The sequence below is a fragment of the Roseovarius conchicola genome (assembly GCF_041403425.1).
Taxonomy (GTDB): Bacteria; Pseudomonadota; Alphaproteobacteria; order Rhodobacterales; family Rhodobacteraceae; genus Roseovarius; species Roseovarius conchicola.
This window is the reverse complement of sequence record NZ_JBGEHK010000002.1, coordinates 102,209-127,181: the sequence shown is the minus strand read 5'-3', so window position 1 is coordinate 127,181 and position 24,973 is coordinate 102,209. Positions and strand designations below refer to the sequence as shown.

General features: G+C 58.5%; 24 protein-coding genes. 15 read left to right on the top strand and 9 right to left on the bottom strand.

Annotated elements, in window-relative coordinates; all coding sequences use genetic code 11:
* Nucleotides 1-46 precede the first annotated feature (46 nt).
* The 9 genes from V6N02_RS06485 to pnp all read left to right on the top strand — a co-directional run bounded on the left by V6N02_RS06485 (nucleotide 47) and on the right by pnp (nucleotide 10,796).
* The gene (locus V6N02_RS06485) at nucleotides 47-1,372 is read left to right on the top strand and encodes an acyltransferase family protein (protein WP_371224707.1); all 1,326 of its coding nucleotides are present in this window, start codon (nucleotides 47-49) and stop codon (nucleotides 1,370-1,372) included.
* A gap of 252 nt (nucleotides 1,373-1,624) precedes the next feature.
* On the top strand, nucleotides 1,625-2,629 hold the full coding sequence (locus V6N02_RS06480) for a DctP family TRAP transporter solute-binding subunit (protein ID WP_371224706.1): 1,005 nt from the start codon (nucleotides 1,625-1,627) through the stop codon (nucleotides 2,627-2,629).
* Between the two features lie 82 nt (nucleotides 2,630-2,711).
* A complete protein-coding gene (locus V6N02_RS06475; protein ID WP_371224705.1) occupies nucleotides 2,712-3,383 on the top strand; it encodes a TRAP transporter small permease in 672 nt (223 codons plus the stop codon).
* Complete coding sequence (locus V6N02_RS06470) at nucleotides 3,383-4,774, top strand: TRAP transporter large permease (protein ID WP_371224704.1); 1,392 nt, start codon at nucleotides 3,383-3,385, stop codon at nucleotides 4,772-4,774. The genes V6N02_RS06475 and V6N02_RS06470 overlap by 1 nt, the downstream gene beginning before the upstream one ends.
* Nucleotides 4,775-4,899: 125 nt before the next feature.
* Entirely contained in the window at nucleotides 4,900-5,931 is a 1,032-nt protein-coding gene (locus V6N02_RS06465) for a calcium-binding protein (RefSeq protein WP_371224703.1), read from the top strand.
* Between the two features lie 156 nt (nucleotides 5,932-6,087).
* Nucleotides 6,088-6,357: a 30S ribosomal protein S15 gene (rpsO, locus tag V6N02_RS06460; protein ID WP_371224702.1), complete on the top strand. Its 270-nt coding sequence runs from the start codon at nucleotides 6,088-6,090 to the stop codon at nucleotides 6,355-6,357.
* A 114-nt stretch (nucleotides 6,358-6,471) separates the two neighbouring features.
* Nucleotides 6,472-7,086: a pyridoxamine 5'-phosphate oxidase family protein gene (locus V6N02_RS06455; RefSeq protein WP_371224701.1), complete on the top strand. Its 615-nt coding sequence runs from the start codon at nucleotides 6,472-6,474 to the stop codon at nucleotides 7,084-7,086.
* Between the two features lie 120 nt (nucleotides 7,087-7,206).
* Complete coding sequence (locus V6N02_RS06450; protein ID WP_371224700.1) at nucleotides 7,207-8,430, top strand: aromatic ring-hydroxylating oxygenase subunit alpha; 1,224 nt, start codon at nucleotides 7,207-7,209, stop codon at nucleotides 8,428-8,430.
* A 230-nt stretch (nucleotides 8,431-8,660) separates the two neighbouring features.
* Nucleotides 8,661-10,796 (top strand): polyribonucleotide nucleotidyltransferase, encoded by a 2,136-nt coding sequence (gene pnp / locus V6N02_RS06445; RefSeq protein WP_371224699.1) that lies wholly within the window; start codon nucleotides 8,661-8,663, stop codon nucleotides 10,794-10,796.
* A 275-nt stretch (nucleotides 10,797-11,071) separates the two neighbouring features.
* On the opposite strand, the gene V6N02_RS06440 is transcribed toward pnp, so the two are convergent.
* Nucleotides 11,072-11,530, bottom strand: a complete 459-nt coding sequence (locus V6N02_RS06440) for an Lrp/AsnC family transcriptional regulator (protein ID WP_371224698.1) — start codon at nucleotides 11,528-11,530, stop codon at nucleotides 11,072-11,074.
* A 138-nt stretch (nucleotides 11,531-11,668) separates the two neighbouring features.
* On the opposite strand from V6N02_RS06440, the gene ald reads away from it, so the two are divergent.
* On the top strand, nucleotides 11,669-12,787 hold the full coding sequence (gene ald / locus V6N02_RS06435) for an alanine dehydrogenase (RefSeq protein ID WP_371224697.1): 1,119 nt from the start codon (nucleotides 11,669-11,671) through the stop codon (nucleotides 12,785-12,787).
* A gap of 55 nt (nucleotides 12,788-12,842) precedes the next feature.
* On the opposite strand, the gene V6N02_RS06430 is transcribed toward ald, so the two are convergent.
* Complete coding sequence (locus V6N02_RS06430) at nucleotides 12,843-13,067, bottom strand: hexameric tyrosine-coordinated heme protein (protein ID WP_371224696.1); 225 nt, start codon at nucleotides 13,065-13,067, stop codon at nucleotides 12,843-12,845.
* Nucleotides 13,068-13,172: 105 nt separating this feature from the next.
* Here V6N02_RS06430 and V6N02_RS06425 point away from each other — a divergent pair, with 105 nt between their 5' ends.
* Nucleotides 13,173-13,616: a MarR family winged helix-turn-helix transcriptional regulator gene (locus V6N02_RS06425; protein WP_371224695.1), complete on the top strand. Its 444-nt coding sequence runs from the start codon at nucleotides 13,173-13,175 to the stop codon at nucleotides 13,614-13,616.
* A gap of 15 nt (nucleotides 13,617-13,631) precedes the next feature.
* Here V6N02_RS06425 and V6N02_RS06420 read toward each other — a convergent pair whose 3' ends face one another.
* Both V6N02_RS06420 and V6N02_RS06415 read right to left on the bottom strand, forming a co-directional pair.
* On the bottom strand, nucleotides 13,632-15,173 hold the full coding sequence (locus V6N02_RS06420; protein WP_371224694.1) for a trimethylamine methyltransferase family protein: 1,542 nt from the start codon (nucleotides 15,171-15,173) through the stop codon (nucleotides 13,632-13,634).
* Complete coding sequence (locus tag V6N02_RS06415) at nucleotides 15,170-15,817, bottom strand: TetR/AcrR family transcriptional regulator (RefSeq protein WP_371224693.1); 648 nt, start codon at nucleotides 15,815-15,817, stop codon at nucleotides 15,170-15,172. The genes V6N02_RS06420 and V6N02_RS06415 overlap by 4 nt, the downstream gene beginning before the upstream one ends.
* A gap of 83 nt (nucleotides 15,818-15,900) precedes the next feature.
* Between V6N02_RS06415 and V6N02_RS06410 the strand changes: the two genes are divergently transcribed.
* Both V6N02_RS06410 and V6N02_RS06405 read left to right on the top strand, forming a co-directional pair.
* Nucleotides 15,901-16,251: an ethanolamine utilization protein EutQ gene (locus V6N02_RS06410; RefSeq protein ID WP_371224692.1), complete on the top strand. Its 351-nt coding sequence runs from the start codon at nucleotides 15,901-15,903 to the stop codon at nucleotides 16,249-16,251.
* Between the two features lie 3 nt (nucleotides 16,252-16,254).
* Entirely contained in the window at nucleotides 16,255-17,571 is a 1,317-nt protein-coding gene (locus V6N02_RS06405; RefSeq protein ID WP_371224691.1) for an NAD(P)/FAD-dependent oxidoreductase, read from the top strand.
* A gap of 4 nt (nucleotides 17,572-17,575) precedes the next feature.
* Here V6N02_RS06405 and V6N02_RS06400 read toward each other — a convergent pair whose 3' ends face one another.
* A complete protein-coding gene (locus tag V6N02_RS06400; protein WP_371224690.1) occupies nucleotides 17,576-19,186 on the bottom strand; it encodes an alkaline phosphatase family protein in 1,611 nt (536 codons plus the stop codon).
* 99 nt (nucleotides 19,187-19,285) lie between these two features.
* Here V6N02_RS06400 and aroC point away from each other — a divergent pair, with 99 nt between their 5' ends.
* On the top strand, nucleotides 19,286-20,389 hold the full coding sequence (gene aroC, locus V6N02_RS06395; protein WP_371224689.1) for a chorismate synthase: 1,104 nt from the start codon (nucleotides 19,286-19,288) through the stop codon (nucleotides 20,387-20,389).
* Between the two features lie 294 nt (nucleotides 20,390-20,683).
* On the opposite strand, the gene V6N02_RS06390 is transcribed toward aroC, so the two are convergent.
* The 3 genes from V6N02_RS06390 to V6N02_RS06380 form a co-directional block, all read right to left on the bottom strand.
* Nucleotides 20,684-21,577 (bottom strand): DMT family transporter, encoded by an 894-nt coding sequence (locus V6N02_RS06390; RefSeq protein WP_371224688.1) that lies wholly within the window; start codon nucleotides 21,575-21,577, stop codon nucleotides 20,684-20,686.
* A gap of 69 nt (nucleotides 21,578-21,646) precedes the next feature.
* Nucleotides 21,647-21,934: an HU family DNA-binding protein gene (locus V6N02_RS06385; RefSeq protein ID WP_371224687.1), complete on the bottom strand. Its 288-nt coding sequence runs from the start codon at nucleotides 21,932-21,934 to the stop codon at nucleotides 21,647-21,649.
* A gap of 131 nt (nucleotides 21,935-22,065) precedes the next feature.
* Entirely contained in the window at nucleotides 22,066-23,541 is a 1,476-nt protein-coding gene (locus V6N02_RS06380; RefSeq protein WP_371224686.1) for an AMP nucleosidase, read from the bottom strand.
* A gap of 102 nt (nucleotides 23,542-23,643) precedes the next feature.
* On the opposite strand from V6N02_RS06380, the gene V6N02_RS06375 reads away from it, so the two are divergent.
* Nucleotides 23,644-24,063, top strand: coding sequence for a VOC family protein (locus V6N02_RS06375; protein ID WP_371224685.1), 420 nt, complete (start codon nucleotides 23,644-23,646; stop codon nucleotides 24,061-24,063).
* Here the strand turns inward: V6N02_RS06375 and V6N02_RS06370 are convergent.
* Nucleotides 24,033-24,929, bottom strand: a complete 897-nt coding sequence (locus V6N02_RS06370) for a LysR family transcriptional regulator (protein ID WP_371224684.1) — start codon at nucleotides 24,927-24,929, stop codon at nucleotides 24,033-24,035. The two genes, V6N02_RS06375 and V6N02_RS06370, sit on opposite strands and share 31 nt — an antisense overlap.
* Between the last annotated feature and the right edge of the window lie 44 nt (nucleotides 24,930-24,973).

Genomic DNA, 24,973 nt, shown 5'->3' with positions numbered 1-24,973 from the left:
CAAAAGCAGAAATGACCACCTCAGGTGGCATCGAGGAGCAGTGAGAATGGCATCCAACACCCCGGATACCGAAATGCCGAAAGGCATGATGGCCCGCGCAATCTGGGCGGCTGAAAATACGCCTGCCAAACGCAACAGGGCTGTCGATTTCTATCGGGCCCTTGCCATTTCCTTTGTCATTCTGGGTCATTGGTTCCTGGTGGCTCCGGTCATTCGCAACGAGCAGATCGAGCTGACGATTATCCTGGCTGAACAGCCCTGGACGCAGTACCTGACCTGGCTGTTTCAGGTCATGCCGGTGTTCTTCTTCGTCGGTGGATTTGCCAATGCGCTGTCCTGGGGATCGGCCCGACAAGATGTTGAAAAACGACGTACCTGGGCCTCGGGCCGATTGTCGCGGTTGTTGAAACCGACGGTGCCGCTGGTTCTGCTGTGGGGCCTTGGCGCCTTTGTCGCTGCACGTCTGGGCGTACCGTCCGAGCACATTGTGGCGGTATCGCAGGCGGCCCTCGTGCCGATCTGGTTCCTGGCCGTCTATATCGTCATTACCATGGTGGTGCCGGTCACCTATTGGCTCTGGGACAGGATCGGTGTCTGGTCCGTGGTCGCATTTGCTTTGTGTGCGGTTGCCGTTGACACGATCGCATTTGGATTTGACCAGGGTTGGCTGCGCTGGATCAATTACGGCTTTGTCTGGTTGGCTGTGCATCAGCTGGGCTACTGGTGGCAAGGTGCCGGACGGCCCGGACCGGTTGCACTGGGCCTGATCGCGCTGGGCGTGACGTGGCTTTACGTGCTGATCCGGCATTTCGGTTTTCCGGTGGCGATGGTCAGCGTGCCGGGGGCAGAGATGTCCAACACGCGTCCGCCGACCACTGCTATGCTGGCGGTCGGATCGGTCCAGATCGGGGTGATCCTATTGCTGACGGCCCCGATTTCGGCATGGCTGCAACGGACCAGGCCCTGGGCCTGGGTGATCCTTCTCAACCAGATGATCATGACCATCTACCTGTGGCATATGACAGCGATGATCCTTGTTGTCGGGCTGGCCATGCTGGCGGGCGGTGTTGGCCTGTCTGTCGAGCCGGGGACCGGGCCATGGTGGTCGATGCGTCCGATCTGGCTGGGGCTGTTTTTCGCGGCGTTGGTGCCGTTGGTTCTGATATTCGTGCGCTTTGAATCCGGTGGTGGGGGTAACAGCAATGCGGTGCCCGGACCTTGGCAGGCCATTCCCGGCGCAATACTCACCTGCGGGGGCCTGATCATGATGGCGCTGAGCGGAGTGGGGGCAAACACGGCCTTTGGCGTGAACTGGATTGCCCTGGGCCTGGTTCTCGTGGGTGTATTTCTGGCGACAAGACGGGTCTTTTGATCCACAAACAAGTGTGCGGATTTCCGCACAAGCGGTTCTGTCACTTGTGCGGGAATCCACTCACATTACTTGACTTGGCGAATGTCGAGTCCAGTGATCATGTTCTAACTGACTGATAATATTGTATTTCGTAAAAATACGATATGCGTCCGGCCTTCCCCTTGTTGATCCATGCAATGCGCGCTTTTCTGTAACGGCTGCGCCTTTGGAGCGCGCTTGGATTCTAAAAACGATCAATTCGGGAGGATAATCATGAAGTTTTTCACCGCTGTTGCCGCCGCTGCCCTGGCTGTCGGCATAACCACGACCACCGCACTGGCCGCCTGTGACGATGGCGAAGTTGTCATCAAGTTCAGCCACGTCACCAACACCGACAAACACCCCAAAGGGATTGCCGCCTCGCTGCTTGAGCAGCGCGTCAATGACGAGATGGACGGCAAGGCCTGCATGGAAGTGTTCCCCAACTCGACGCTTTATGACGACAACAAAGTGCTTGAGGCCCTGCTGCAGGGTGACGTGCAACTGGCTGCGCCATCGCTGTCGAAGTTCGAGGCATTCACCAAGAAATATCGCCTGTTCGATCTGCCCTTCATGTTCAAGAACATCGAAGCCGTGGATGCATTCCAGGCCTCGGACGCCGGTCAGGCGCTGAAAGACTCGATGCAACGGCGCGGTCTGCAAGGACTGGCCTTCTGGCACAATGGCATGAAGCAGATGTCAGCCAACGTGCCGCTGATTGAACCCTCGGATGCCAATGGTCTGCGCTTCCGGGTACAAAGCTCGGACGTGCTGGTGGCACAGATGGAAGCCATCGGCGGCAGCCCCCAGAAAATGGCCTTCTCCGAGGTCTATGGCGCGCTGCAACAAAAGGTTGTGGATGGTCAGGAGAACACCTGGTCGAACATCTACGGCAAGAAGTTCTTCGAGGTGCAGGACGGGATCACCGAAACCAACCACGGAATCATCGACTATATGGTCGTGACGTCGGTGGAATGGCTCGACTCGCTGGAACCTGACACACGCGATCAATTCATGACCATCCTGTCTGAAGTGACCGCCACACGGAATGGTGAGTCCTTCAAAGTGAACCAGGAGGCCCGTCAGGCTGTGATCGACTCGGGCGGTGTTGTGCGCGAGCTGAGCGCGGAACAGCGTCAGGCGTGGGTTGATGCGATGAAGCCCGTTTGGGAGCAGTTCGCAGAAGATGTTGGCCAAGAGAACATTGACGCCGCACAAGCGATCAACGCAGGCATGTAAGCCAAAATAACAGGGCCCGGACCAACAGACCGGGCCCACTTTATTCTATTCGTAACCGGCCGTTCTGGTCAGGGGGGCATCCATGCATCCGAAACCCGGTGAAACCTTCGTCGACAGATTAGAAGAGAACCTGATCGCGATCCTGCTTGGGGCGATGACACTGATCACCTTCTGCAACGTGGTTGCGCGTAAGGTGTTCAACTCGAACATTCTCTGGGGACTCGAGCTGACAGTGTTCCTGTTTGGCTGGCTGGTCCTTCTGGGTGCGGCTTATGCAATCAAGAAGGGCGCCCATCTGGGGGTCGATGCGATCCTTAACATCGTGTCGGTCCCGACGCGCCGTATTCTGGCACTGATCGCGGTTGGGGTGTGTATCGGGTTTTCGTTTCTACTGCTCAAAGGCTCTTGGGATTACTGGGCTAACTTTGCCAACTTGCCGGCGACCGAAGGACGGTGGTTCCCCACCGGTTTCGAGGACAAGTTCCTCGCCAAGGGCTGGTACGAGGTCGATGATATCCCGCACCCTGCTTTCCTGAAATGGATGGAGGATGTGTTTAACGAGGGCGAAAGCTATTCCAAGCTGCCTCGTGTGATCCCTTATCTGGTGCTGCCGATATCCACCGCCTTAATGCTCTATCGCTTTATTCAGGTGGGCGTGGCCGTCTGGGTCGGCAAGGTCGACCGGATCGTGGCCAGCCACGAGGTCGAGGATGAAATCGAAGAAGTGCGTGAGCAGCGCGGGGAGCAGTCCTAATGTCAGTTGTCCTTCTCTTTGTGATGGTGATCGGCTTCCTGCTGATCGGTGTCCCAATCGCCGTATCGCTGGGCATGTCCTCGGTTCTGTTCCTGCTGTGGTATTCAGACACCTCTCTGGCCTCTATTGCGCAGACATTGTTCGAGGCGTTTGAGGGGCACTACACCCTTCTGGCCATTCCGTTCTTCATTTTGGCCTCCAGTTTCATGTCCACCGGCGGCGTGGCGCAACGGATCATCCGGTTTTCCATCGCCTGCGTTGGCCACTTGCGCGGTGGGCTGGCCATCGCGGGTGTGTTTGCCTGTATGATGTTTGCCGCTTTATCCGGTTCGTCGCCCGCAACCGTGGTTGCCATCGGCTCGATTGTGATCGCGGCTATGAAACAGGCGGGATACACTAAGGAATTCGCCGCTGGCGTGATCTGTAACGCAGGTACGTTGGGTATTCTGATCCCGCCCTCCATCGTGATGGTGGTTTACGCCGCCGCGGTCGAGGTGTCCGTGGGCCGGATGTTCCTGGCCGGGGTGATCCCGGGGATCATGGCCGGTCTGATGCTGATGATTGCCATCTACATCATGGCGGGTGTCAAGAAGATGCCCAAGGGCGACTGGCTGGGCTGGGGCGAGATCTTCGCCTCGTTCCGCGATGCGGCCTGGGGCATGTTGCTGATCGTGATCATCATGGTCGGGATTTATGGCATCCCTGGTGTGACCGGCGCGTTTTTCACACCGACCGAAGCGGCGGCTGTATCCTCGGTTTATGCGTTCTTCGTGTCCTGCTTTATTTATCGCGACATGGGGCCGCTGGCTGCTCAGCCGGGTGGCGAACGCAAAAGCCTGCTGGCCAAACCACAGGCCATTATCACCGCGTTCTTCCACGCAGACACGCGCCGCACGCTGTTTGAAGCGGGCAAGCTGACCGTGACGCTGATGTTCGTGATCGCCAACGCGCTGATCCTGAAACACGTTCTGACCGAGGAGCAAATCCCGCAGGCTGTGGCCAACGCCATGCTGTCCGCCGGATTCGGACCAGTGATGTTCCTGGTGGCCGTCAACATCATCCTGCTGATCGGTGGGCAGTTCATGGAACCATCGGGCCTGTTGGTCATCGTGGCACCGCTGGTGTTCCCGATTGCGATCGAGCTTGGCATTGATCCGATCCATCTGGGCATCATCATGGTGGTGAACATGGAGATCGGGATGATCACGCCACCTGTGGGGCTGAACCTGTTCGTCACCTCGGGCGTGGCGGGCATGCCGATGATGGGCGTTGTCCGCGCGGCGCTGCCGTTCCTTGGTGTTTTGTTCATCTTCCTGATCATGATCACTTACATCCCGGCGATCTCGACCACCTTGCCCAATGCGCTGATGGGGCCTGAGATCATCAGATAGATGACGCCGGGATCCTTCGGGTTCCCGGCGGTTCATCTGTGCCTGTTAACCTTAATACGAGGATTCATTTGACCTGCGCATCGCGCTGTGGCTGAATCCTCGCGTTGAATGGTTAGGTTACGACGATGATGTTCTTGGTTGGTTTGATGGGCCTGATGGCTGTGGGGGCGACAGCGGTTTACAGTCTGGATGCAGGCACCAACGAAGACGAGGACACTGCCGAACCTGATGTGCAAACCGGCGACGGCCCCGAGAATCCTGACGACACAAGCGGTCTGATCGACCTTCTGGACGAGGGAGGGCCGGAAGACGAGTTTTCCGATGATGGCGAAAATGACGAAACCGAAGTACCCGGTATTGTTTCGGCTGGGACGGATGCGGATGATCTGGTCAGTGGCACCGACGGCTTTGATGAATTGAATGGCTACGCAGGTGACGATGTGGTGTCAGGCCTTGGTGGTAGCGACTGGATTCATGGTGATTGGGGTGATGACACGCTGAACGGCGATGAAGGGGATGATACCCTGCATGGTGAAGAAGGGGATGATGTTCTGAATGGGGGCGTGGGCGATGATGCCCTGTTTGGTCATGACGGCACCGACACGCTTCATGGCGAAGACGGTGATGACAGCCTTGTTGGCAGTGCGGGCAATGACGTGCTGTTTGGCGATGATGGTGACGATGCCCTGCATGGCGATATCGGTGACGACACGCTTGAGGGCGGCGCGGGCGCCGACACCCTGTTTGGCGGCTGGGGGAATGATGTCATCAATGGCGCACCCGGTGGTCAATCGGATGACGATATTGATTACCTGAATGGCGGTGGCGGTGATGACCTGATCATTGCCGGGGCCAGCGATATCGTCACTGCTGGCGCAGGGGCGGACAGCATCGCACTGGGCGATTGGCTGAGTGAGGAACATCAGGCGGAAATCCTTGATTTCGCCGCCGCCGAAGACAGCCTGATGGTGATCTACGATGATCTGACGGATGATGATCCTGACATCACGCTGGAACAGGACGACGATGATCCCGCACGTCAACATGTGGTTGTGAACGGCATTCGCATAGCGGCAATTGCCAACGCGGATGAACTGACGTTGGATCACATCGTGCTGATTGGTCAAAGCACGTTGACCAGCCTGTCCGCAGCCTGATCCGACCGTGTTGTCACGGTCGTGGTTTTCTCTTTTCTTTCTGATCAATACCTCTTATACGGCGCCATCCCCGGGTGATCCGGGGATATTCTCCATGGACCTTGCTGGACGACATCCCGGCTTGTGCCCGCAACCCTTTGATAAAAGGAGACCCCGATGTCGATCACTGCTGAAGAAAAAGCCCGCGTGATGAAAGAATACGGCACCAAGGACGGCGACACCGGTTCGCCCGAAGTACAGGTTGCCATTCTGACCTCGCGGATCAACACCCTGACCGAGCATTTCAAGACCCACAAGAAAGACAACCACGGTCGTCGTGGCCTTCTGAAAATGGTTGCTCAGCGTCGTAAGCTGCTGGATTACCTGCGCGGCAAGGAAGAGGACCGGTACAAGGACCTCATCAAGCGCCTTGGCATCCGCCGCTAAAGGTTTCGTTCCTCGCGGAACAGTGAACGCCCGTCTCGCAAGAGGCGGGCGTTTTATGTTGTACTCTGCGTCAGCGGGCTTAGCTGCCTGTCATGGCTGAAGAGGATGACACCGATGGAAAACTACGCTGATCTGCTGTTTCAAGGTGCGGTTGCAGAGTTACAAAAGGCCGAAGGCAGTTTCGAGAAGTATCAAAAACTGTATCCCCACCGCACGCAGGACGGCCTGCGTGAACAAGACAAGGCGTTCATCCGGGAGCGCGACAGTTTCTACATCGCCAGCACCAGCCCCGATGGATGGCCCTATATCCAGCATCGCGGCGGACCGCGGGGGTTTCTGAGCATTATCGGCGACACCAAGCTGGCGTGCCTGGATTATCGCGGCAATCAGCAGTTTATCACCATGGGACATTTGACCACTGACAGCCGGGTCTCGCTGTTCCTGATGGATTACATGAACTCCGCCCGGCTCAAGATACAGGGGCATGCGAGCCTTGTGTCATTGGCCGATGCTGATCCCGCGCTCGTGCGGCAGCTTGCGCCCGAGGGCACCACGGCCGAGCGTGTTTTGAGTATTGAGATCACCGCACTGGATTGGAACTGTCCGCAATACATTCCCCAACTCTATCCCGCTGATGTGGTGCAGAATGTCATTGGTCGACGGATCGGGGCGCTTGAGGCCGAGAATACTGCGCTCAAGGCCCGATTGGCTGAGTTGGGACAGGAATGATCCCGACGCATCGTGATTGCCGAAAAGGCAGTCGCGACGCGATTGGGCAAAATAGATTAACGGATTTTTGCTTTCCTGCTAGCATTCCTTGGGGTGAACGCTGACCGAAGGAGCGAAGTGATGGCGGATGATGGTGTCCTGGAAACCGGTTTCAACGGCCTTTCGCGTGCGATGCCTGCCCTTCCGGCAGCCTGGTATTACGATCCGGACCATCACGCCCGAGAACAGGCCGAAATCTGGGGCCGAAACTGGATATATCTGTGCCGGGCGGGCACCTTGGCCAACCCGCAAGACTTCCGCACGTTCGAGGTTGCAGGCCAACCCATCATTCTGCTGCGTGACGCGGAGGGCGTGTTGAGGGGCTTTTTCAATACGTGCCGACACAGGGGCTCGATCCTTTGCACGCAGGCGCAAGGCAGGTTGGCCAAACCATTGATCACCTGCCCATATCACCAATGGGCCTACGATCTTTCCGGCCGACTCCGCGCGACGGGACCCATGCGGCCGGTGCAGGGGTTTGACCGTGAGGACCACCCCTTGCTTAAGGTGGCCGTGGCGGAATGGGGCGGCTTTGTCTTTGTTAATCTGGACCCTGATGCCGTTCCGTTTGAAACGCAGTACGGCGCGGAAACGGGCTATGTTTCCAATTGGCCGCTGCAAGAGCTCGTGGTCGGGCACACCTACACCAAGCGCCTGAACTGTAACTGGAAGATCTTCTGGGAGAATTTCAACGAATGCCTTCACTGTCCGAACATTCATCCTGAGCTTTCCAGTCTTGTGCCAATCTATGGCCGGGCCATCATGGCGCGCCGGGATGATCCCGGTTGGGCGGCCACGGCGCGCGAGACCGCGCCGCATATCTCAGGGGGGCTGCGCGAAGGCGCCGAAAGCTGGTCTATGGACGGTCAGGCGCAAGGGCGGTTGCCTGGGCTGACAGACGAGGACGCCGCCAGTGGACAGCGTTATGTCACGGTGGTGCCGTCGGTCTTTATTGCCCATCATGTCGACTATGTGCGCAGCGTGAAGATCACGCCTGTCTCGGCCACAGAGATGGAACTGTCCACCGACTGGCTGTTCCATCCTGACATGCTGGCCCAACCCGATTTCGACATGGCGCGGATCACTGATTTCGCGACACTGGTGCTCGACCAGGATGGCGCCGCATCTGAGCTTAATCAGGCGGGGCTGCGGGCCGGTGGCTTTCAGCGGGGGGTTCTTATGCAGGAGGAATACGAGGTGTTCCTGTTTCAGGATTGGATTCGCGGCCAACTGGGTGAGCCGATGCTGGGTGAGGGCGCCGATAGCCGCGCCAGCCGCCGTGTCGAGAAGTCGGTGACCGACTGAGTTTGGACAAATCTGGATCTGAACCCGGCCATTTTGCTTCACCACTACGCAGGTGCAACTATCTTTGCTTCCAATCGCATCGAAACTCCTGTAAGCCGCGCCCATCTGAAACGTGACGCCCTAGACCCCGGCGCATGACGACAGGATAGAGGGGTCGGCGGCAATGGGGCCGCCAATGAAACGGAAGACTTGGGATACGCCCAAGAGTGCTTCCAGCTAGGAAACGATATATGTTTAATGAAGTGAAAAAATCCATTCAGTGGGGCGAAGAAACGCTGACACTGGAAACAGGCAAGGTTGCCCGTCAGGCAGATGGCTCGGTCATCGTGACACTGGGCGAAACCAGCGTTATGGCCAACGTCACCTATGCCAAGAAACCAAAGCCGGGGTTGGATTTCTTCCCCCTGACGGTTCACTACCAAGAGAAATACTATGCGGCCGGTAAAGTGCCCGGCGGCTTCTTCAAGCGCGAAGCGCGCCCGACCGAAAAAGAAACCCTGACCGCGCGCCTGATCGACCGTCCGATCCGCCCGCTGTTCGTGCCCGGTTTCAAGCACGAAATACTGGTGATGTGTACGGTTCTCAGCCACGACCTAGTCAATGACCCGGACATGGTTGCAATGATCGCGACCTCTGCCGCGCTGACCATTTCGGGCGCGCCGTTCATGGGCCCGATTGCCGCCTGCCGTGTTGGCTATGAAGATGGCGATTACGTTCTGAACCCGACCGTCGATGACATGCACGAGCTGCGCAACAACCCCGATCAGCGTCTTGATCTGGTTGTGGCTGGTACCAAAGACGCCGTCATGATGGTTGAATCCGAGGCCTACGAGCTGACCGAAGAGGAAATGCTGGGTGCGGTGAACTTTGCGCATGAGCAGATCCAGCCGGTGATCGACCTGATCATCGAACTGGCCGAAGAATGCGCCAAAGAGCCGTTTGACTTCCAACCGCCCGATTACAGCGATCTGTACGGGGCTGTGAAAGCGGCAGGCGAAGAGCAGATGCGCGCCGCCTTTGCGATTACCGACAAGCAAGAGCGCACCACTGCGGTCAGCGAAGCCCGCGTTGCGATCCAGGAGGCGCTGACCGAAGAGCAGTTGGAAGACCCCAACCTCAGCTCGGCGATGAAAAAGCTGGAAGCTGGCATTCTGCGTGGCGACGTTGTGAAAACCGGCAAACGGATTGATGGGCGTGATCTGGACACTGTTCGTCCGATCGTTTCGGAAACCGGTCTTCTGCCGCGGACACATGGTTCGGCCCTGTTCACCCGTGGCGAAACCCAGGGTCTGGTTGTGACCACTTTGGGCACCGGCGATGATGAGCAATTCATCGACGCATTGCACGGAAACTTCAAATCCAACTTCCTGCTGCATTACAACTTCCCCCCCTATTCGGTGGGTGAAGCTGGTCGCGTGGGCCCTCCGGGACGCCGCGAGATTGGTCACGGCAAGCTGGCATGGCGCGCGCTTCAGGCGGTTTTGCCTGCGGCAACCGACTTCCCCTACACGATCCGTGTTGTCTCCGAGATCACTGAATCCAACGGTTCGTCCTCGATGGCATCTGTCTGTGGCGGTTCGCTGTCGATGATGGACGCGGGTGTTCCGCTGAAAGCACCGGTGGCCGGTGTCGCCATGGGTCTGATTCTGGAAGAAGACGGATCCTATGCGGTTCTGACCGACATTCTGGGTGACGAAGACCACCTGGGCGATATGGACTTCAAGGTTGCGGGTACCGAAAACGGCATCACCTCGCTGCAGATGGACATCAAAGTCGCAGGCATCACCCCCGAGATCATGCAGAAGGCGCTGGCACAAGCCAAGGCAGGCCGTTTGCATATCCTGGGTGAGATGGCCAACGCCCTGACCGAAGCAGGCGATTTCTCGGTCCACGCGCCGCGCATTGAAACCATGCAGGTGCCCACCGACAAGATCCGTGAAGTGATCGGCTCGGGCGGCAAGGTGATCCGCGAGATCGTCGAAGTGTCGGGTGCCAAGGTCGACATCAACGACGATGGTATCATCAAGATTGCCTCGCCTAACGGCGAAGCCATCCAGAAAGCATATGACATGATCCATTCGATCGTTGCCGAGCCGGAAGAAGGCAAGGTCTATAAAGGCACGGTTGTTAAGATCGTAGACTTTGGTGCCTTTGTGAACTTCTTCGGCAAGCGCGACGGGCTGGTTCATGTCAGCCAGATCGAAAACCGCCGCCTGAACCATCCGTCGGATGTGTTGAAGGAAGGTCAGGAGGTCTGGGTCAAACTGCTGGGCTTTGATGATCGCGGCAAGGTGCGCCTGTCGATGAAGGTTGTCGATCAGGAGACCGGCGAAGAGGCCAAGAAAGAAGAGAAGGCTGACGACTGAGCATCTGGCTCACATTGAATTGGAAAAGGCCCCGGAGGAGACTTCGGGGCCTTTTTCGTGACGTAACGTCACTTTCGAATCCCGCCAAAAGGTAAGGTTTTCCATACGGGACAAACGGGCTGTTTTTCCCCATGACCGCGTCAGGAACAAACGCGATAGTCGAACCAATCATAATTGGTAGTGAACGTAGTTTGCGGTGACGAGTTGACTATGGTGCGCCATCACTCACGGAGCGCGTACCCAGTAGGCCCCGGTGGAAACACCGGGGTTTTTTCTTAGACAGGCAGCGCGGTGGTGCGGAACACTGTGCGCAGGGTGAAGCTGCTTTGCATTTGGGCAACGCCGGGAAGTCGCGTCAGGTATTGACGGTGGATACGGGCGAAGTCTTCAGTATCCTCGGCGACGATTTTCAGGATGTAATCTGCTTTGCCCGCTGTCAGATGACACTCAAGCACGTCGGGAATTCGGGAAACTGCGGTCTCAAAGGCCTCCAGCACATCATCGGCCTGGGTGGACAGGGTTATCTCAACAAATACCGTGGCGGGCACACCCATCTTGCGCGGGTCGAGCAGGGCGACATAGCCTTGGATATAACCATCAGCCTCCAGCCGTTGCACACGGCGGTGACAGGCGCTAGCGGACAGGTTCACGGCTTCGGCCAATTCGGCATTGGAAATCCGCCCGCGTTTTTGCAGGGTCGAGAGAAGGCGACGATCCATCGAATCAAGTGACATGTATGAAAGCCTATTCGAACTACTGGCTATATGTTCGAAGATTATTCATATTTCTATCGGATTGGCGAGGGATATTTCAAGCCTATTGCGTGGGATGTGCGACATTCTGTGAGCAATTGGGAGCGGAGGAGACACGCCATGAAAATCGGATGCCCGACAGAGATCAAACCACAAGAATTTCGCGTTGGCATGACGCCCAACGCAGCGCAAGAGGCGGTGGCCCATGGTCATGACGTGATCATTCAGGCCGGTGCCGGCAATGGCGCGGGCTTTACCGATGCCGATTATGTGGCGGCTGGGGCCGTGATCATTGACACCGCCGAGGAGATTTTCGCCACGGCTGACATGATCGTGAAGGTGAAAGAGCCTCAGGCGGTCGAGCGCAAGATGCTGCGCGAAGGTCAGCTGTTGTTCACTTATCTGCACCTTGCTCCCGATCCGGATCAGACCCACGATCTGATCGAATCTGGCTGTACAGCAATTGCCTATGAAACCGTGACGGACCGCAATGGCGGCCTGCCCTTGCTGGCCCCGATGTCGGAAGTGGCCGGGCGTCTGGCGCCGCAGGTCGGAGCCTACACGCTGCAAAAGGCCAATGGCGGTCGGGGTGTTTTGATGGGCGGTGTGCCCGGTGTTGGTCCGGCCAAGGTGCTGGTGATCGGCGGCGGCGTTGTTGGCACCCATGCGGCCAAGATTGCCGCGGGGATGGGGGCGGATGTGACCGTACTGGATCGCTCGTTGCCGCGCCTGCGCTATCTGGATGATGTTTTTGGGCAGCAGTTCAACACCGGCTATTCCTCGGCTGGTCTGTTGGCCGAGCATCTGACTCAGGCCGACATGATCATCGGCGCGGTTCTGATCCCCGGAGCCGAAGCGCCCAAACTGGTGCGTCGTGAGCAATTTGCCTCCATGAAGCCTGGTGCCGTTCTTGTGGACGTGGCGATTGACCAAGGTGGCTGCTTTGAAACCTCCAAGGCCACCACCCATGCCGATCCGATCTATGAGGTCGACGGGATCATGCATTACTGCGTGGCCAATATGCCGGGTGCGGTTGCCCGTACCTCGACCCTTGCCTTGGGAAATGCGACCATGCCGTTCATGCTGGCGCTGGCCGATAAGGGCTGGAAACAGGCCTGTGCCGATGACGAACATCTGCTGAACGGGTTGAACGTTCATGCCGGGCAGCTGACTTACTATGCGGTTGGCAAGGCGCTGGGGATCGACGTGATCTCACCGCAAATGGTGGTCAAAAGCTAACAACCTGAATTGAAAACGCCTCGTTATCCGACGGGGCGTTTTTCTGTCTGGTGGCTTAGTCGCGCCAGTAATTGTTGGCCTGTGACACGGTCTGGAAATTGACCGCCACAACATGGGACACCATCGTCAGGCTATCTGCCGAATTCGCATAATCGGGTCGCATGCGGCTACGGGCCGCATCATCCGGTTGGGTGATCTTTACCGCCATACGGGACAGTTTGATGGCAAGTTCGTACCCCTCTTCAGGGGTTTGGGTTTGTAAGCTGGGTAGCCAGGACATCGCTTCCTCCTATTTATATCGTGTGCGATATAAATTCATGCTTGATTGATCAGAGGCGCCATGTCAACAAAATTATATCGCACACGATGTAATTGAGGCTTTGACGTGATAGACGAGGATCTTCCCACCCGCGCAGAAGAGATGTTCTGTTTTGCGGTCTATACGGCATCACACGCCGTGAACCGGGCCTATACCCCGCATTTGAAAGCACTTGGCCTGACCTATCCGCAATATATCACCCTGACCCTTCTGTGGGAGAAGGACGGTCAGAGGATCAATGATCTGGCCCGGCTGATGCGGATGGAGACCAACACTGTCACCCCCTTGGTCAAACGGCTTGAGGCCTTGGGCCATGTCACCCGGACCCCCAGCAAGACAGACCGGCGTGCCGTAACGATTCACCTGACCCCCAGCGGTAGGGCGTTGCGCAAGGCCGCGCCGTCGATCACGCGGTGCATGATCGACGGGACCGGCCTGTCACTGGACGAGTTGACCCGCCTTCAGACGCTTTTGTTCAAACTGCGGGACGGATTGCAAAACGAAGGGTGAGCGTTTGGGCCGATCTTACCGATCGATATCCGCGCCGCCCTCGGCTGTGCGCCGGACGATAAACGCCTCCATTTCCTCGAGCCGCGCGGGCTCAACGGGAGGAGGTTCGTGCGCTTCGACAGTTTCGGCAAATATCCGACTGGCGCGCTGTGTGGCATCGACCGAGCCGCGATCTGTCCAGTTCTCGAAATTGCTCCAATCCGACAGAAGCGGTGAATAAAAGGCCGTTTCGAACCGGTCCAGGGTATGCTGCGTACCAAAGAAATGCCCGCCATGGCCAACATCCGTGATCGCATCAACGCCCAGCGTGTCCTCACTGATTTCCAGCGGTTTGAACAGCTCGGCAAACATCTGCAGCATCTCGACATCAATGATGAATTTCTCGGCCGAGGCGGTCAGCCCGCCTTCCAGCCAGCCCGCGCCATGCAGCAACAGGTTGGTGCCGCCCATCAATGCGCCCCAAAGTGACATCTGTGTCTCATAGGCCGCTTGCGCATCCGGTGCGTTTGAGGCGGTCACGCCCGACGATCGCAATGGCAGTCCATAGCGCCGCGCCAATTGTCCCGAGGCAAAGGCGGCCTTAACATATTCAGGAGTCCCGAAGGCCGGTGCACCTGACTTCATGTCGACGTTGGAGGTAAAGCTACCATAGCAAACCGGCGCGCCGGGGCGTACGATCTGGGACAGGGCGATCCCGGCAAGCGCCTCGGCGTTTTGTTGCACCAAGGCCCCTTGCACCGTGACAGGTGCCATGGCCCCGGCCAAGGTAAAGGGCGTCAGCACCATCATCTGCCCAGCCTTGGCCGCATCGATGATGCCCCGGCACATCAGCAGATCCAGCATCAGGGGCGAGTTGGAGTTGGCCACCGAATAGCTGACCGGCGTGTTGGCAAACGCCTCGTGGCTGAGCCCATGCACGATGCGCAGCATCTCGTAGGCATCGGCCACCGCCTCGGTACCGCGGAAGAACACAAACGGCACTTTCTCAGTCAGGGTCAGAACCGATTTTGTCATCGCGTAGTGGCGCAGATTGGGCGGGATATCCTGTGCCTCGACAAAGGGTCCGATCATGTGGATCACGTCAAAGGCCTGCGCGACGCGACAGAAATCATCCAGCGCGGCCAAGGTGCCGGGGCGGCGGCCATGTTGCATATCCGAGAAATTGGGCGTGCCACCGGTGGTGCAGATGCCCACATTGCGCCCACCCACGGTGACTTCGCGGTTCTCCCCCCGGCCCTTCAACGTCACCTCAGAGGGCGCTTTACCGATCAACTCCATCAGCGCATCGGGATCAAAGCGGATGATCTCATCACCCCCATCGGTCATGCCCGCACCCAGATACAGCGCGCGCGCCTCGTCGCTGAGCACCTTGATGCCAACATCCGACAGCACCCGCATCGACGCGTTATGAATCGCCTCGATCTGATCGGCGCTAAACTGTTCGACCGGATGATAGGGGTTCTTCCACTGCCGCCAGGCAATATCGAATTGTTTGACCGCCTCGCTTTGCCGTTTTGCGGCACGTCCCCGACGTCCACCGACGCGTTGCTTGTTCATTGACGGTCTCCGTTCAGATTGGCCGCGCGGTAGGCATCGGCGATGTCCTTGTTGATCTCGCGCCCGGTGTAGACGCGGAAGTAATCGGCCAGATATCCCATGCGCTCGGCAAAGCTTTCGCTTTCTTCGACGCGCATGGCGTAATAACTGATCTGCGTGAAATAGATGACGCGGGCGCGAATGAACGCTTCGCTCGGGTCGTAATCGTGACGTTCAAAGAAGGCGGCAATGGCTGCGATGCGGGCGGCGTCTTCGGCGTTGACCGCTTTGTGCAGGGCCTCGTCATGGCGGGCCCAATCGCGGATGGCCTGATCCAGTTTCGGATCAAACCGGCTGTGATCCACCCAGACCTCAAACAGCGCCAGAATACCCAGATCAAGGTTTTCGGTGTCGGCAATCGCCTCGACCATCACGCCGGTATTGCGCGCACGCCATTCGGCCAACAGCGCATCAAGAAGGTCCTCGCGGTTTTCAAAATGCCAATAGAAACTGCCGCGCGTCACGTTGAGTGTGCGGGATAGCGCCGTGATCTGCACCGCATCGATTCCCTGATCCGACAGCATGTCCAAGCCGGCGCGCACCCAGTCTGACGCGCTGAGGCGTGACGGTGCGTTGGGTTTTCCTTGCAAAGAGAGAAGGGACATGAGGGCATTTTCCATACAGGGTTGAATGGAAACATACAGAGGTGTATGTTGTCCGTCAACGCCTCTCAACAGGAGCCAGCGACATGGCCGATCTTGCCCCCGCCCGCGTCACCCGGTTTGACGATCTGGAATTTACGCCGCGCTTTGAATACGGCCATATGGCGAAGGTGACCGAGGTGTCGGGTGCCGGGGATGGCTCGCTTTTAGGCACGGGGTTTGGACATTTCACCAATGCGGAAATTCCCTGGACGGTGAAATATGACGAGGTGCTTTTGGTGCTGGATGGCGAGGTGACGGTCCGCACTGCTCAGGGTGATCTGACAGCCGGGCCGCGGGAGTGTATCTGGCTGCCCTCGGGAACCGAGTTGACCTATGTTGCCGAGGATGCGCTGGTGTTTTACGCGATCCAACCGACCAACTGGGCGGAGGGCTGAGCCATGAAAATCAACCGTCTTCCCAAGGATGACAAAACCAACGGGTGGAGTGCCATTCTGCCGCCACGCCAAGCGCATGCCCCGGTCAAAGGCGATATCACTGTCGACTGGCTGGTGCTGGGCGGGGGATATGCCGGGTTGGCCGCGGCGCGCCGTCTGGCCGAGAATTGCCCGGATCAGCAGATTGTTCTGATCGAGGCAGGCGAGAGTGGTGAGAATGCATCGGGGCGCAACTCGGGCTTTGGCATCGACTTGCCGCATAACGTGGGGTCGTCACTGGATGAGCTGGAAGGCTCGCACCGGTTCATGCGGTTGGCACGCATGGCGCTGGATCATCTTGAGGAAGTTGTGACCACACATGATGTGAAATGCGACTGGAAGCGCGCAGGCAAGTACCATACCGCCGTGTCGCCGCGCGGCACTAGGGACGTGCTTGAGCCCTTCCGTGAAGAGCTTGAGGCGTTGAACGAACCCTATGAGTGGTTCGAGGGCGACGCGCTGCGCTACAAGCTGGGATCACCGCATTTCACTGCGGCCGTTTACACGCCGCATTGTGTGTTGATGAACCCCGCCGCCCTGGTGCGCGGCTTGGCCGATACGTTGCCTGAGAACGTGACGATCTTTGAGAACTCCCCCGTGACCGAGGTGGTTTTTGAGAATGGCATCCACATGACGACACCCGGCGGATCGGTGCGTGCGCCCAGGATGATCATGGCCGCCAACGGGTTTTCCGAGCAGTTCGGGTTTTACAACCGCAAGTTCCTGCATCTGGCCGCCTATGCCACGCTGACCCGACCCCTGACCGAGGAGGAACGCGTGGCCTACGGCGTCACTGAAAGCTGGGGACTGACGCCGGTGAATGCCTTTGCCGGGATCACCATGCGCTATACCGACGATCATCGTATCCTGCTGCGGCAGGGTTTGAACTACTGCCCGTCCCAACGCACCAGTGCCGAGGCGCAGGCGAAGATCAGGGCGCATCACAAGGCGTTGTTTGAGGATCGCTTCCCCACCATCAAGGGCGTGGATATGGAGCATACGTGGACAGGCTATGTGTGTCTGTCGCGCAATGGCGCACCGGGCTTTGGGCAGTTGGCACCTAACATCTGGTCGGCTGTGTGTCAAAACGCGGTGGGTGTGACCAAGGGCACGTTCAGCGGCATTCTGGCGGCGGATATGGCGTGTGAGCGTGACAACCCCCTAATCGCGGATATGCAGTCCTTGGGAGAGCCCGACATCCTGCCCCCGCGCCCGTTCCTTGATATTGGTGTGCGCGCCCGGTTCCAGTTGGAATTGTTCAGCAATCGTCACGAGGCCTAAGCGATCAATTCCCGCTAAACCCATCCGCCTCGGCATCGGCGATATCCGTCTGATCCCAAAAGCCGATGTAAAAACCGCCCCGTAACTCGCTCTGCGCTTTGCGCTGGAACTCGGCATCGGTGATGGTGGTGCGGTTGCGCGGGTGGCGGGTCCAGCGGTGCATCACGGCTTCCAGACGGTCGCGCGTATCCTCATAGGCCGGGTCATTTCCCAGATCAGTAAACTCGTGCGGATCGGTCTGTAAATCGTAGAGCATCGGGCGAAAGCCCTCGGCATGGATGTATTTCCAGCGCCCGTCATGCACCATGATCAGGCGGCAATCGTCCATTGGGTGATCCAATAGGGTCCGCGCGCGGCGACCGGAATAGTCGTACTCACTGATCACATGATGTCGCCATGGTGTATCCTGCCCTCGGATCAACGGTAGTAAGGACTGTCCTTCCAGCGCATGCGGTTTTGCCTCACCGCCTGCCGCCTCCAGAAAAGTCGGTAGCAGATCAATCGCTTCCACAAGTGCATCATTCACCGTTCCGCGCGTGCTGTCCGCGTCGGCCGATGGATCCACCACGATCATTGGAATGCGTACCGAAGGGTCGTGAAACAGCTCTTTCTCGCCCAACCAGTGATCGCCCAGATAATCGCCGTGATCCGAGGTAAAGACGATCAGCGTCTCATTGCTCAGGCCCGTGCTGTCGAGATATCCGATCAGCCGCCCGATCTGATCATCCAGCTGCGTGATCAGGCCCATATAGGCCGGGATCACATGTTCTCGCACCCCGTCGCGGGCAAAGACCTGAGAGAAACGGTGCTGGTGATAGGCAGCCAAAACCGGATGTGGGTCATACTGTTCCGCCTCATTGCGCTGCACCGGAATCACATGCTCGGGGCCGTACATGTCATGATAAGGCGCGGGCACAATATAGGGCCAGTGCGGCTTGATGTAGCTCAGATGCAAGCACCAGGGTTGATCGCCGGCCTGGTTGATAAACTCGATCGCGCGGCTGGTGGTGTAGGGCGTTTCGCTGTCCTGCTCATCAATCCGGGCGGGTTTGCCGGCATGTTCCATCAGCCAGCCTGACAGGATTTCTCCATCGTCTCCGTCCGCTGAATTGGCCCATTGCTCCCACGGGTTTGGCCCGTCATAGCCCAGCCCGGTCAGATGGTCGTTGTAGTGTGAGGGTGGGGGTGCGCCTTTGGGATGGACGCCATCCAGACGATCCCACACCTCGAACCCGCATTCGGCCACCCGCGCACCGATACCAGAGGTGGGATCAAGCCCCAGCCGCTTCATCCCTTCGGTGTCGGCGTTCATATGGGTTTTGCCGCACAGCACGGTGCGCATTCCCAGATCGTTCAGATGATCGCCCAGCGTCCATTCGCCCACCCGCAAGGGCACACCATTCCAGTTCGATCCATGGCTGCGCACATAGCGCCCGGTGTAAAAGCTCATCCGCGAGGGGCCGCAGATGGGCGATTGCACATATGCGCGGTTAAACCGCACGCCGCGTGCTGCCAGCGCATCAATATGCGGCGTCCTGATATGCGGATGCCCGGTGCAGCCGAGGTAATCGAACCGCAATTGATCGCACATTATGAAGAGAATGTTCTTTGGCATTGTGCCATGCAGGATGGCAGCGTGAGCCGCCGGTTACAATGAATTCTCTTGAGGCGGACGGGATGCGCCGCTAGACCAGCCGCCAAAGGAGCCGCAGTCATGAGCGTCAACAGTTACGGACATCTTTTCCGCGTCACCACTTGGGGTGAAAGCCACGGACCGGCCTTGGGGGCGACGGTCGATGGCTGCCCTCCGGGTGTGGCGGTGGACGAGGCGTTCCTGCAGCAATGGCTGGACAAGCGCCGCCCCGGTCAGAACAAGAACATGACCCAGCGCAATGAACCGGACGCGGTGCAAATCCTGTCGGGTGTGTTTGAGGGGCAGACGACGGGCACGCCTGTGCAACTGATGATCGAGAACACCGATCAGCGCAGCCGTGACTATGGCGAGATTTCCCAGACCTTCCGCCCCGGCCACGCAGACATCACCTATCACCTGAAATACGGGACTCGCGACTATCGCGGCGGCGGGCGCAGCTCGGCCCGCGAGACGGCTGCGCGTGTGGCCGCTGGTGGGTTGGCCCGTGCCGCGCTGAACACGCTGGCGCCGGGGATCGAGATCAAGGGCTATATGACCCGCATGGGCGAGATGGAGATTGATCGTGAGCGTTTCGATTGGGACGCGATTGACGGCAACGATTTCTGGGTGCCAGATGCCAAGGCCGCGCCCGAATGGGAGGCGTATCTGCAAAAGCTGCGCAAGGATCATAACTCGGTCGGGGCCGAGATTGAGGTGGTGGCGCGCAATGTGCCGCCCGGCCTTGGCGCGCCGGTCTATGGCAAGCTGGACACCGATCTGGCCGCCGCGATGATGTCGATCAACGCGGTGAAGGGTGTGGAAGTGGGCGAAGGCATGGCCGCTGCCCGACTGAAAGGTACCGAAAACGCCGATGAGATTTTCATGGGTCCGGACGGCCCCGAGTATTCGTCGAACCATTCGGGCGGTATCCTGGGCGGTATCTCAACCGGGCAGGATGTTGTTGTACGCTTTGCGGTCAAACCCACCTCATCCATCCTCACCCCGCGCAAGTCGATCCGCCTGGATGGCAGCCCGACCGAGGTGGTCACCAAGGGCCGCCACGATCCGTGCGTCGGCATTCGCGCCGTGCCTGTGGGCGAGGCAATGATGGCTTGTGTGATTCTGGATCACCTGTTGCTGCATCGTGGGCAGGTGGGCGACGGGCCGCGCGGTGTGATCGGTTAAACTGGATCATTCCCAAACAACGGTGGCAGCGGACTCGCCGCTTTGCGGGACGAAGCGGACCTTCGCTATGTGCCAGCCACAGCAGGCCAGCGTCAGCCCTGGGGTGGCGACCCACCATTTGCTTGAGGGCGCTTTATGGCTGCCAAATACGTCCACAGAACGAACGCAGCGCCTGCGTCAGAGTAATCGCCAGCCCAGGGCTGACGCTGGCCGGGCCGCTGCGCGGCTGTTAACCGGCTTGGTGCTTAACAGCGACGACCACCAAGGGCTCATACCGGACATCAGAGTATTTGGCTACTTTGGTGAGTTGGAAGCGTTGCTATTTACCCGCTGTTTCGACAGTTGCACCGCCAGGATACCAGCCATGATCACCACTACGCCAATCACATCGTTCAGGCGTAAGGTCTCGCTGAGAATGAGGGCTGCGATGGCCACCCCGAAGAATGGATTGAGAAAGTGGAAAGTGGCGGCGCGTGTTGCTCCGATCCTCTGCACCAGCAGGAACCACACCAAGGTGGCCGCCAACCCTGGGATCAACGTGGTATAGGCAAAGGCCGCGACAAGCTGCCAGCTCCACGTCACTTCTATGGTTTCAGTGGCAAGCGCCGCGACGCTTAACACCGCGCTGCCCACCAGCATCTGCAGGCCGACGACCATCAAGAAATTTCCTCCGGACGTCGCCCCGCGGACGGCCAAGGTGGCAAAGGTCAGCGCGATCACCCCGATCACACACAGGCCAAGCCCATACATGTCCACACCACCCTGAAGACGCGCGCCCATGATGACGGCCACACCCACAACCCCGGCGATCAACCCAATGATGCCCAAGGGGGCAACGCGTTCGCCAAAGAGGATCCAACCCGCCAGCGCCACCAACAGCGGCATGGTCGAGGCGATGATGGCGGCCAGAGATGCCTCGATGGTTTGCATGGCCACGAAGTTCAGGCCCAGATAAAGCGCGTTCTGGCAAATTCCGAAGATGATGGTCGCCTGCCATTGGGCCGGGGTCAGCTTCCAGCTTTGGCGCAGCATCCGCGCGATCAGTACACCCAAAAGGCCCGAGATCAGGAACCGGATCGACAATGCGGTCAAAGGCGGGGCCGAGGCCACGATGATCCGCGCCGAGGTGAACGCGCTGGACCACATGACCGCAAAGGCCAGACCCATCGTGATCGCCCGGGTATCCATGCCTTATCTCCAAAAATGAAAAGGGCCGCCCGAAGGCGACCCTTTCCGAAACTCTGAAGGATTACAAGATCAGCCGTTCACGCTGTCCTTGAGGGCCTTCGCGATGGTCATCTTCACCACTTTGTCGGCATCCTTGTGAATCTGCTCGCCTGTGGCAGGGTTGCGCACCATACGCTCGGGGCGTTCACGGCAATAGATTTTGCCAACGCCGGGCAGGGTGACTGCACCGCCTGCCGAAACTTCGCGCGTGATGATTGCAATTACCGCGTCCAGCGCGCCGCTTGCAGATTTCTTGTCGCTGCCCATTTCTTCGGCCAGTGCGGCCACGAGTTGGGTCTTGGTCATCGGTTTTGCCATTTTGTGGTCTCCTTAAACTGCCCGCGAATAGGGCCTCACGCCAGTAATTTAACGCTATATTGTGTGTAAACACAACAAATAGCGGCATGACAATGGGCGATTTAATGTATTTTGTGCCGGTTTACGCCGGGTTAGAGGAAGGCAGTCTCGTCAAAACTGCGTAATTTCCGGCTATGGATACGTTCCAGAGGCATTTCACTGAGTCGTTCCATGGCATGGATCCCGATCATCAGATGCCGTGAAACCTGGGCTTTGTAAAAGTCGCTGGCCATTCCGGGCAGCTTTAACTCGCCATGCAGCGGTTTGTCACTGACACAAAGCAAAGTGCCATAGGGAACCCGGAAGCGAAAGCCATTAGCGGCAATCGTCGCGCTTTCCATATCCAGTGCGATGGCCCGTGATTGGCTAAGCCGCTGGACTGGACCGGAATGCTCTCGAAGCTCCCAATTGCGATCGTCGAAACTGGCCACGGTGCCGGTGCGCATTACGCGTTTCAGCTCGTAGCCTTCCAGCTGTGTTTCCTCTGCTACGGCCTGTTCCAACGCGATCTGTATCTCGGCCAGCGCCGGGATCGGCACCCAGACCGGCAGATCATCATCCAGCACGCCATCCTCGCGCAGATAGGCATGGGCCAGCACGAAGTCGCCCAGTGATTGTGAATTGCGCAAGCCCGCACAATGGCCAACCATCAGCCATGCGTGTGGGCGCAGCACGGCGATGTGATCTGTTGCGGTTTTGGCGTTTGAGGGCCCCACCCCGATATTGACCAGGGTGATGCCTGAACGATCAGCGCGTTTCAGGTGATAGGTCGGCATTTGCGGCAGTTTCGCTGGGGTATCCAGCACGGCTTCGGCATCTGAGATCGTCGCGTTGCCGGTGGCGACAAATTCGGTATAGCCGCTTTCGGGATCGGCCAGCATCTTGCGGGCATAAGCTTCAAACTCGGACACGTAGAACTGGTAGTTGGTGAACAAGATGTGGTTCTGAAAATGCTCTGGATCGGTGGCGGTGTAATGGGCCAGACGGGCCAGCGAATAGTCCACCCGCTGAGCGGTGAACGGTGCCAGCGGTTCGGCACCGTCAGGGGCAGGCGTGTTGGTGCCGTTGACGATGTCATCATTGGTGGTGCGCAGATCGGGCACGTCGAACACATCGCGCAGGGTGAAATCGGTCGCACCCTCCTGGGGCACCGAGATGCCCGGATCATTGGCTACTGCGAAATGCACTGGCATCGGCGTATCCGAGACCTGCACGCAGACCGGCACGCCGTGATTGCACAATAAGAGGTCGATTTGCTGTTCCAGATAATTGCGGAACAGGTCGGGCCGGGTAATCGTGGTCGCATGGGTGCCCGGTTCGGCCACATGGCCAAAGCTGAGGCGGCTGTCGACGCTGGCAAAGCTGGTCGTGGTGATGCGCACCTCGGGGTAGTAGGCACGGATGCGAGTGGTCGGGGTACTGCGGCCCTGCATGGCCTCGGCGAATTCGGCGCAGAGAAATGTCACAGCTTGCTCATAAAGCAGGATCAGATGGGTCACCGCCGCCTTGGCGTCGCTAAATTCCTGCGGGCCGGGGTGGTCAGGCGAGCGAATTTCGGTATCTGTCACGGTCGTATCCTGTTCATTGCGCGGCCTCATGGATGCAGTCACGTTGACACGCCGGACAGCGGCATTCAAGCTGATGCAAGCGTGGCAGACGGGATATGGCTTATGGATTTTGAAACGGTCAGCGCGGAAGACTTCGGCGCATCACTGCGCGGGATCGGTTTGAACATTCTGGTGCGCGATGTTAAGGCGCTGGCGGCGTTTCTGACAGAGGTATTCGAGATGGAGGCGCACCGGGTCAACGAAGATTTCGCGATCATGACCTATCATGGCGAGGTCTTTCAGCTGCACAGCGATCCAACCTATGGGGCCAACCCGCTCTTGGGGCTGTTGCCCAAGGCCGGCGCGCGCGGGGCAGGGGCGGAGTTCCGCCTTTACGAGACAGATCCCGATGCCGCAGCCAAACGGGCCGAGGCCCTTGGTGCGCATATACTGCAGGCCCCGACCGACAAGCCCCACGGCCTGCGTGAGACCTATATTTTGTGCGAAAACGGCTATGCTTGGGTGGCGTCACGCCCGCTTTGATCCAAAGCCACTTCTTCTTTTAGCCAGGTCACGAACGCCTCGCCGCCGGGGACGTCAGCTATATGGGGCGCGGTGATCAGGTAATACGCTTCCTGCATTTTGGCGCGGTGATCGAAAAGGGGTTTCACCCGGCCCTCGGCAATCAACCGCCCGGCAATCGTATCATGGGCCATGCACAGTCCCGCCCCTGCCACAGCGGCGTTCAGCGAAATTGCGTAGGTGGTGCCATAGGTGATGGGCGGATCAGGCCAATCGAGTCCGTAATCTTCGGCCCAGGCTGACCATGTGCTGAGCAGGTTTGAGACGTCAAACAGAGTCTCCGTTGCCAGATCATCAATTGTTCCGGCCCAATCTGGATGGGCGACCGGATAGTAGTAATCCTGCGACAGCTTTTCGGCGGCGACCCCCTCGAACGGACGCACGGAATAGCGGATTTCCACATCGGCGCCCGACACGATGCCTTCCTGTGGTTCCCATTGTTCGGCGATGATGTTCAGCCGGACATCGGGATGACGCGCATAAAACCGGCCCAGACGCGGGGCCAGCCAGAAGGTGCCAAAGCTCATGTTGGTGTAAATCTGTACGATGTTTTCGCCTGATCCCGTCACGGCCATTGTGCCGCGCGAAAGGGTGCGAAACGCATCGCGCACGATGGGCAGATAGGCTGATCCTGTCTCAGTCAGGGCCAGCGTGCGGGGGCGGCGATGAAATAGGGCGCGGCCCATATGCCCCTCAAGGGATTTGATCTGCTGACTGACGGCGCTTTGGGTCATGTTCAATTCGCCTGCAGCCCCGGTGAAAGACAGGTGCCGCGCGGCCGCTTCAAACGCGCGTAACCAGTTCAGTGGGGGCAGAGGTTTGGGCATATCATAACCTATCCATTAGCAATACTTATGGCATAACTACGATT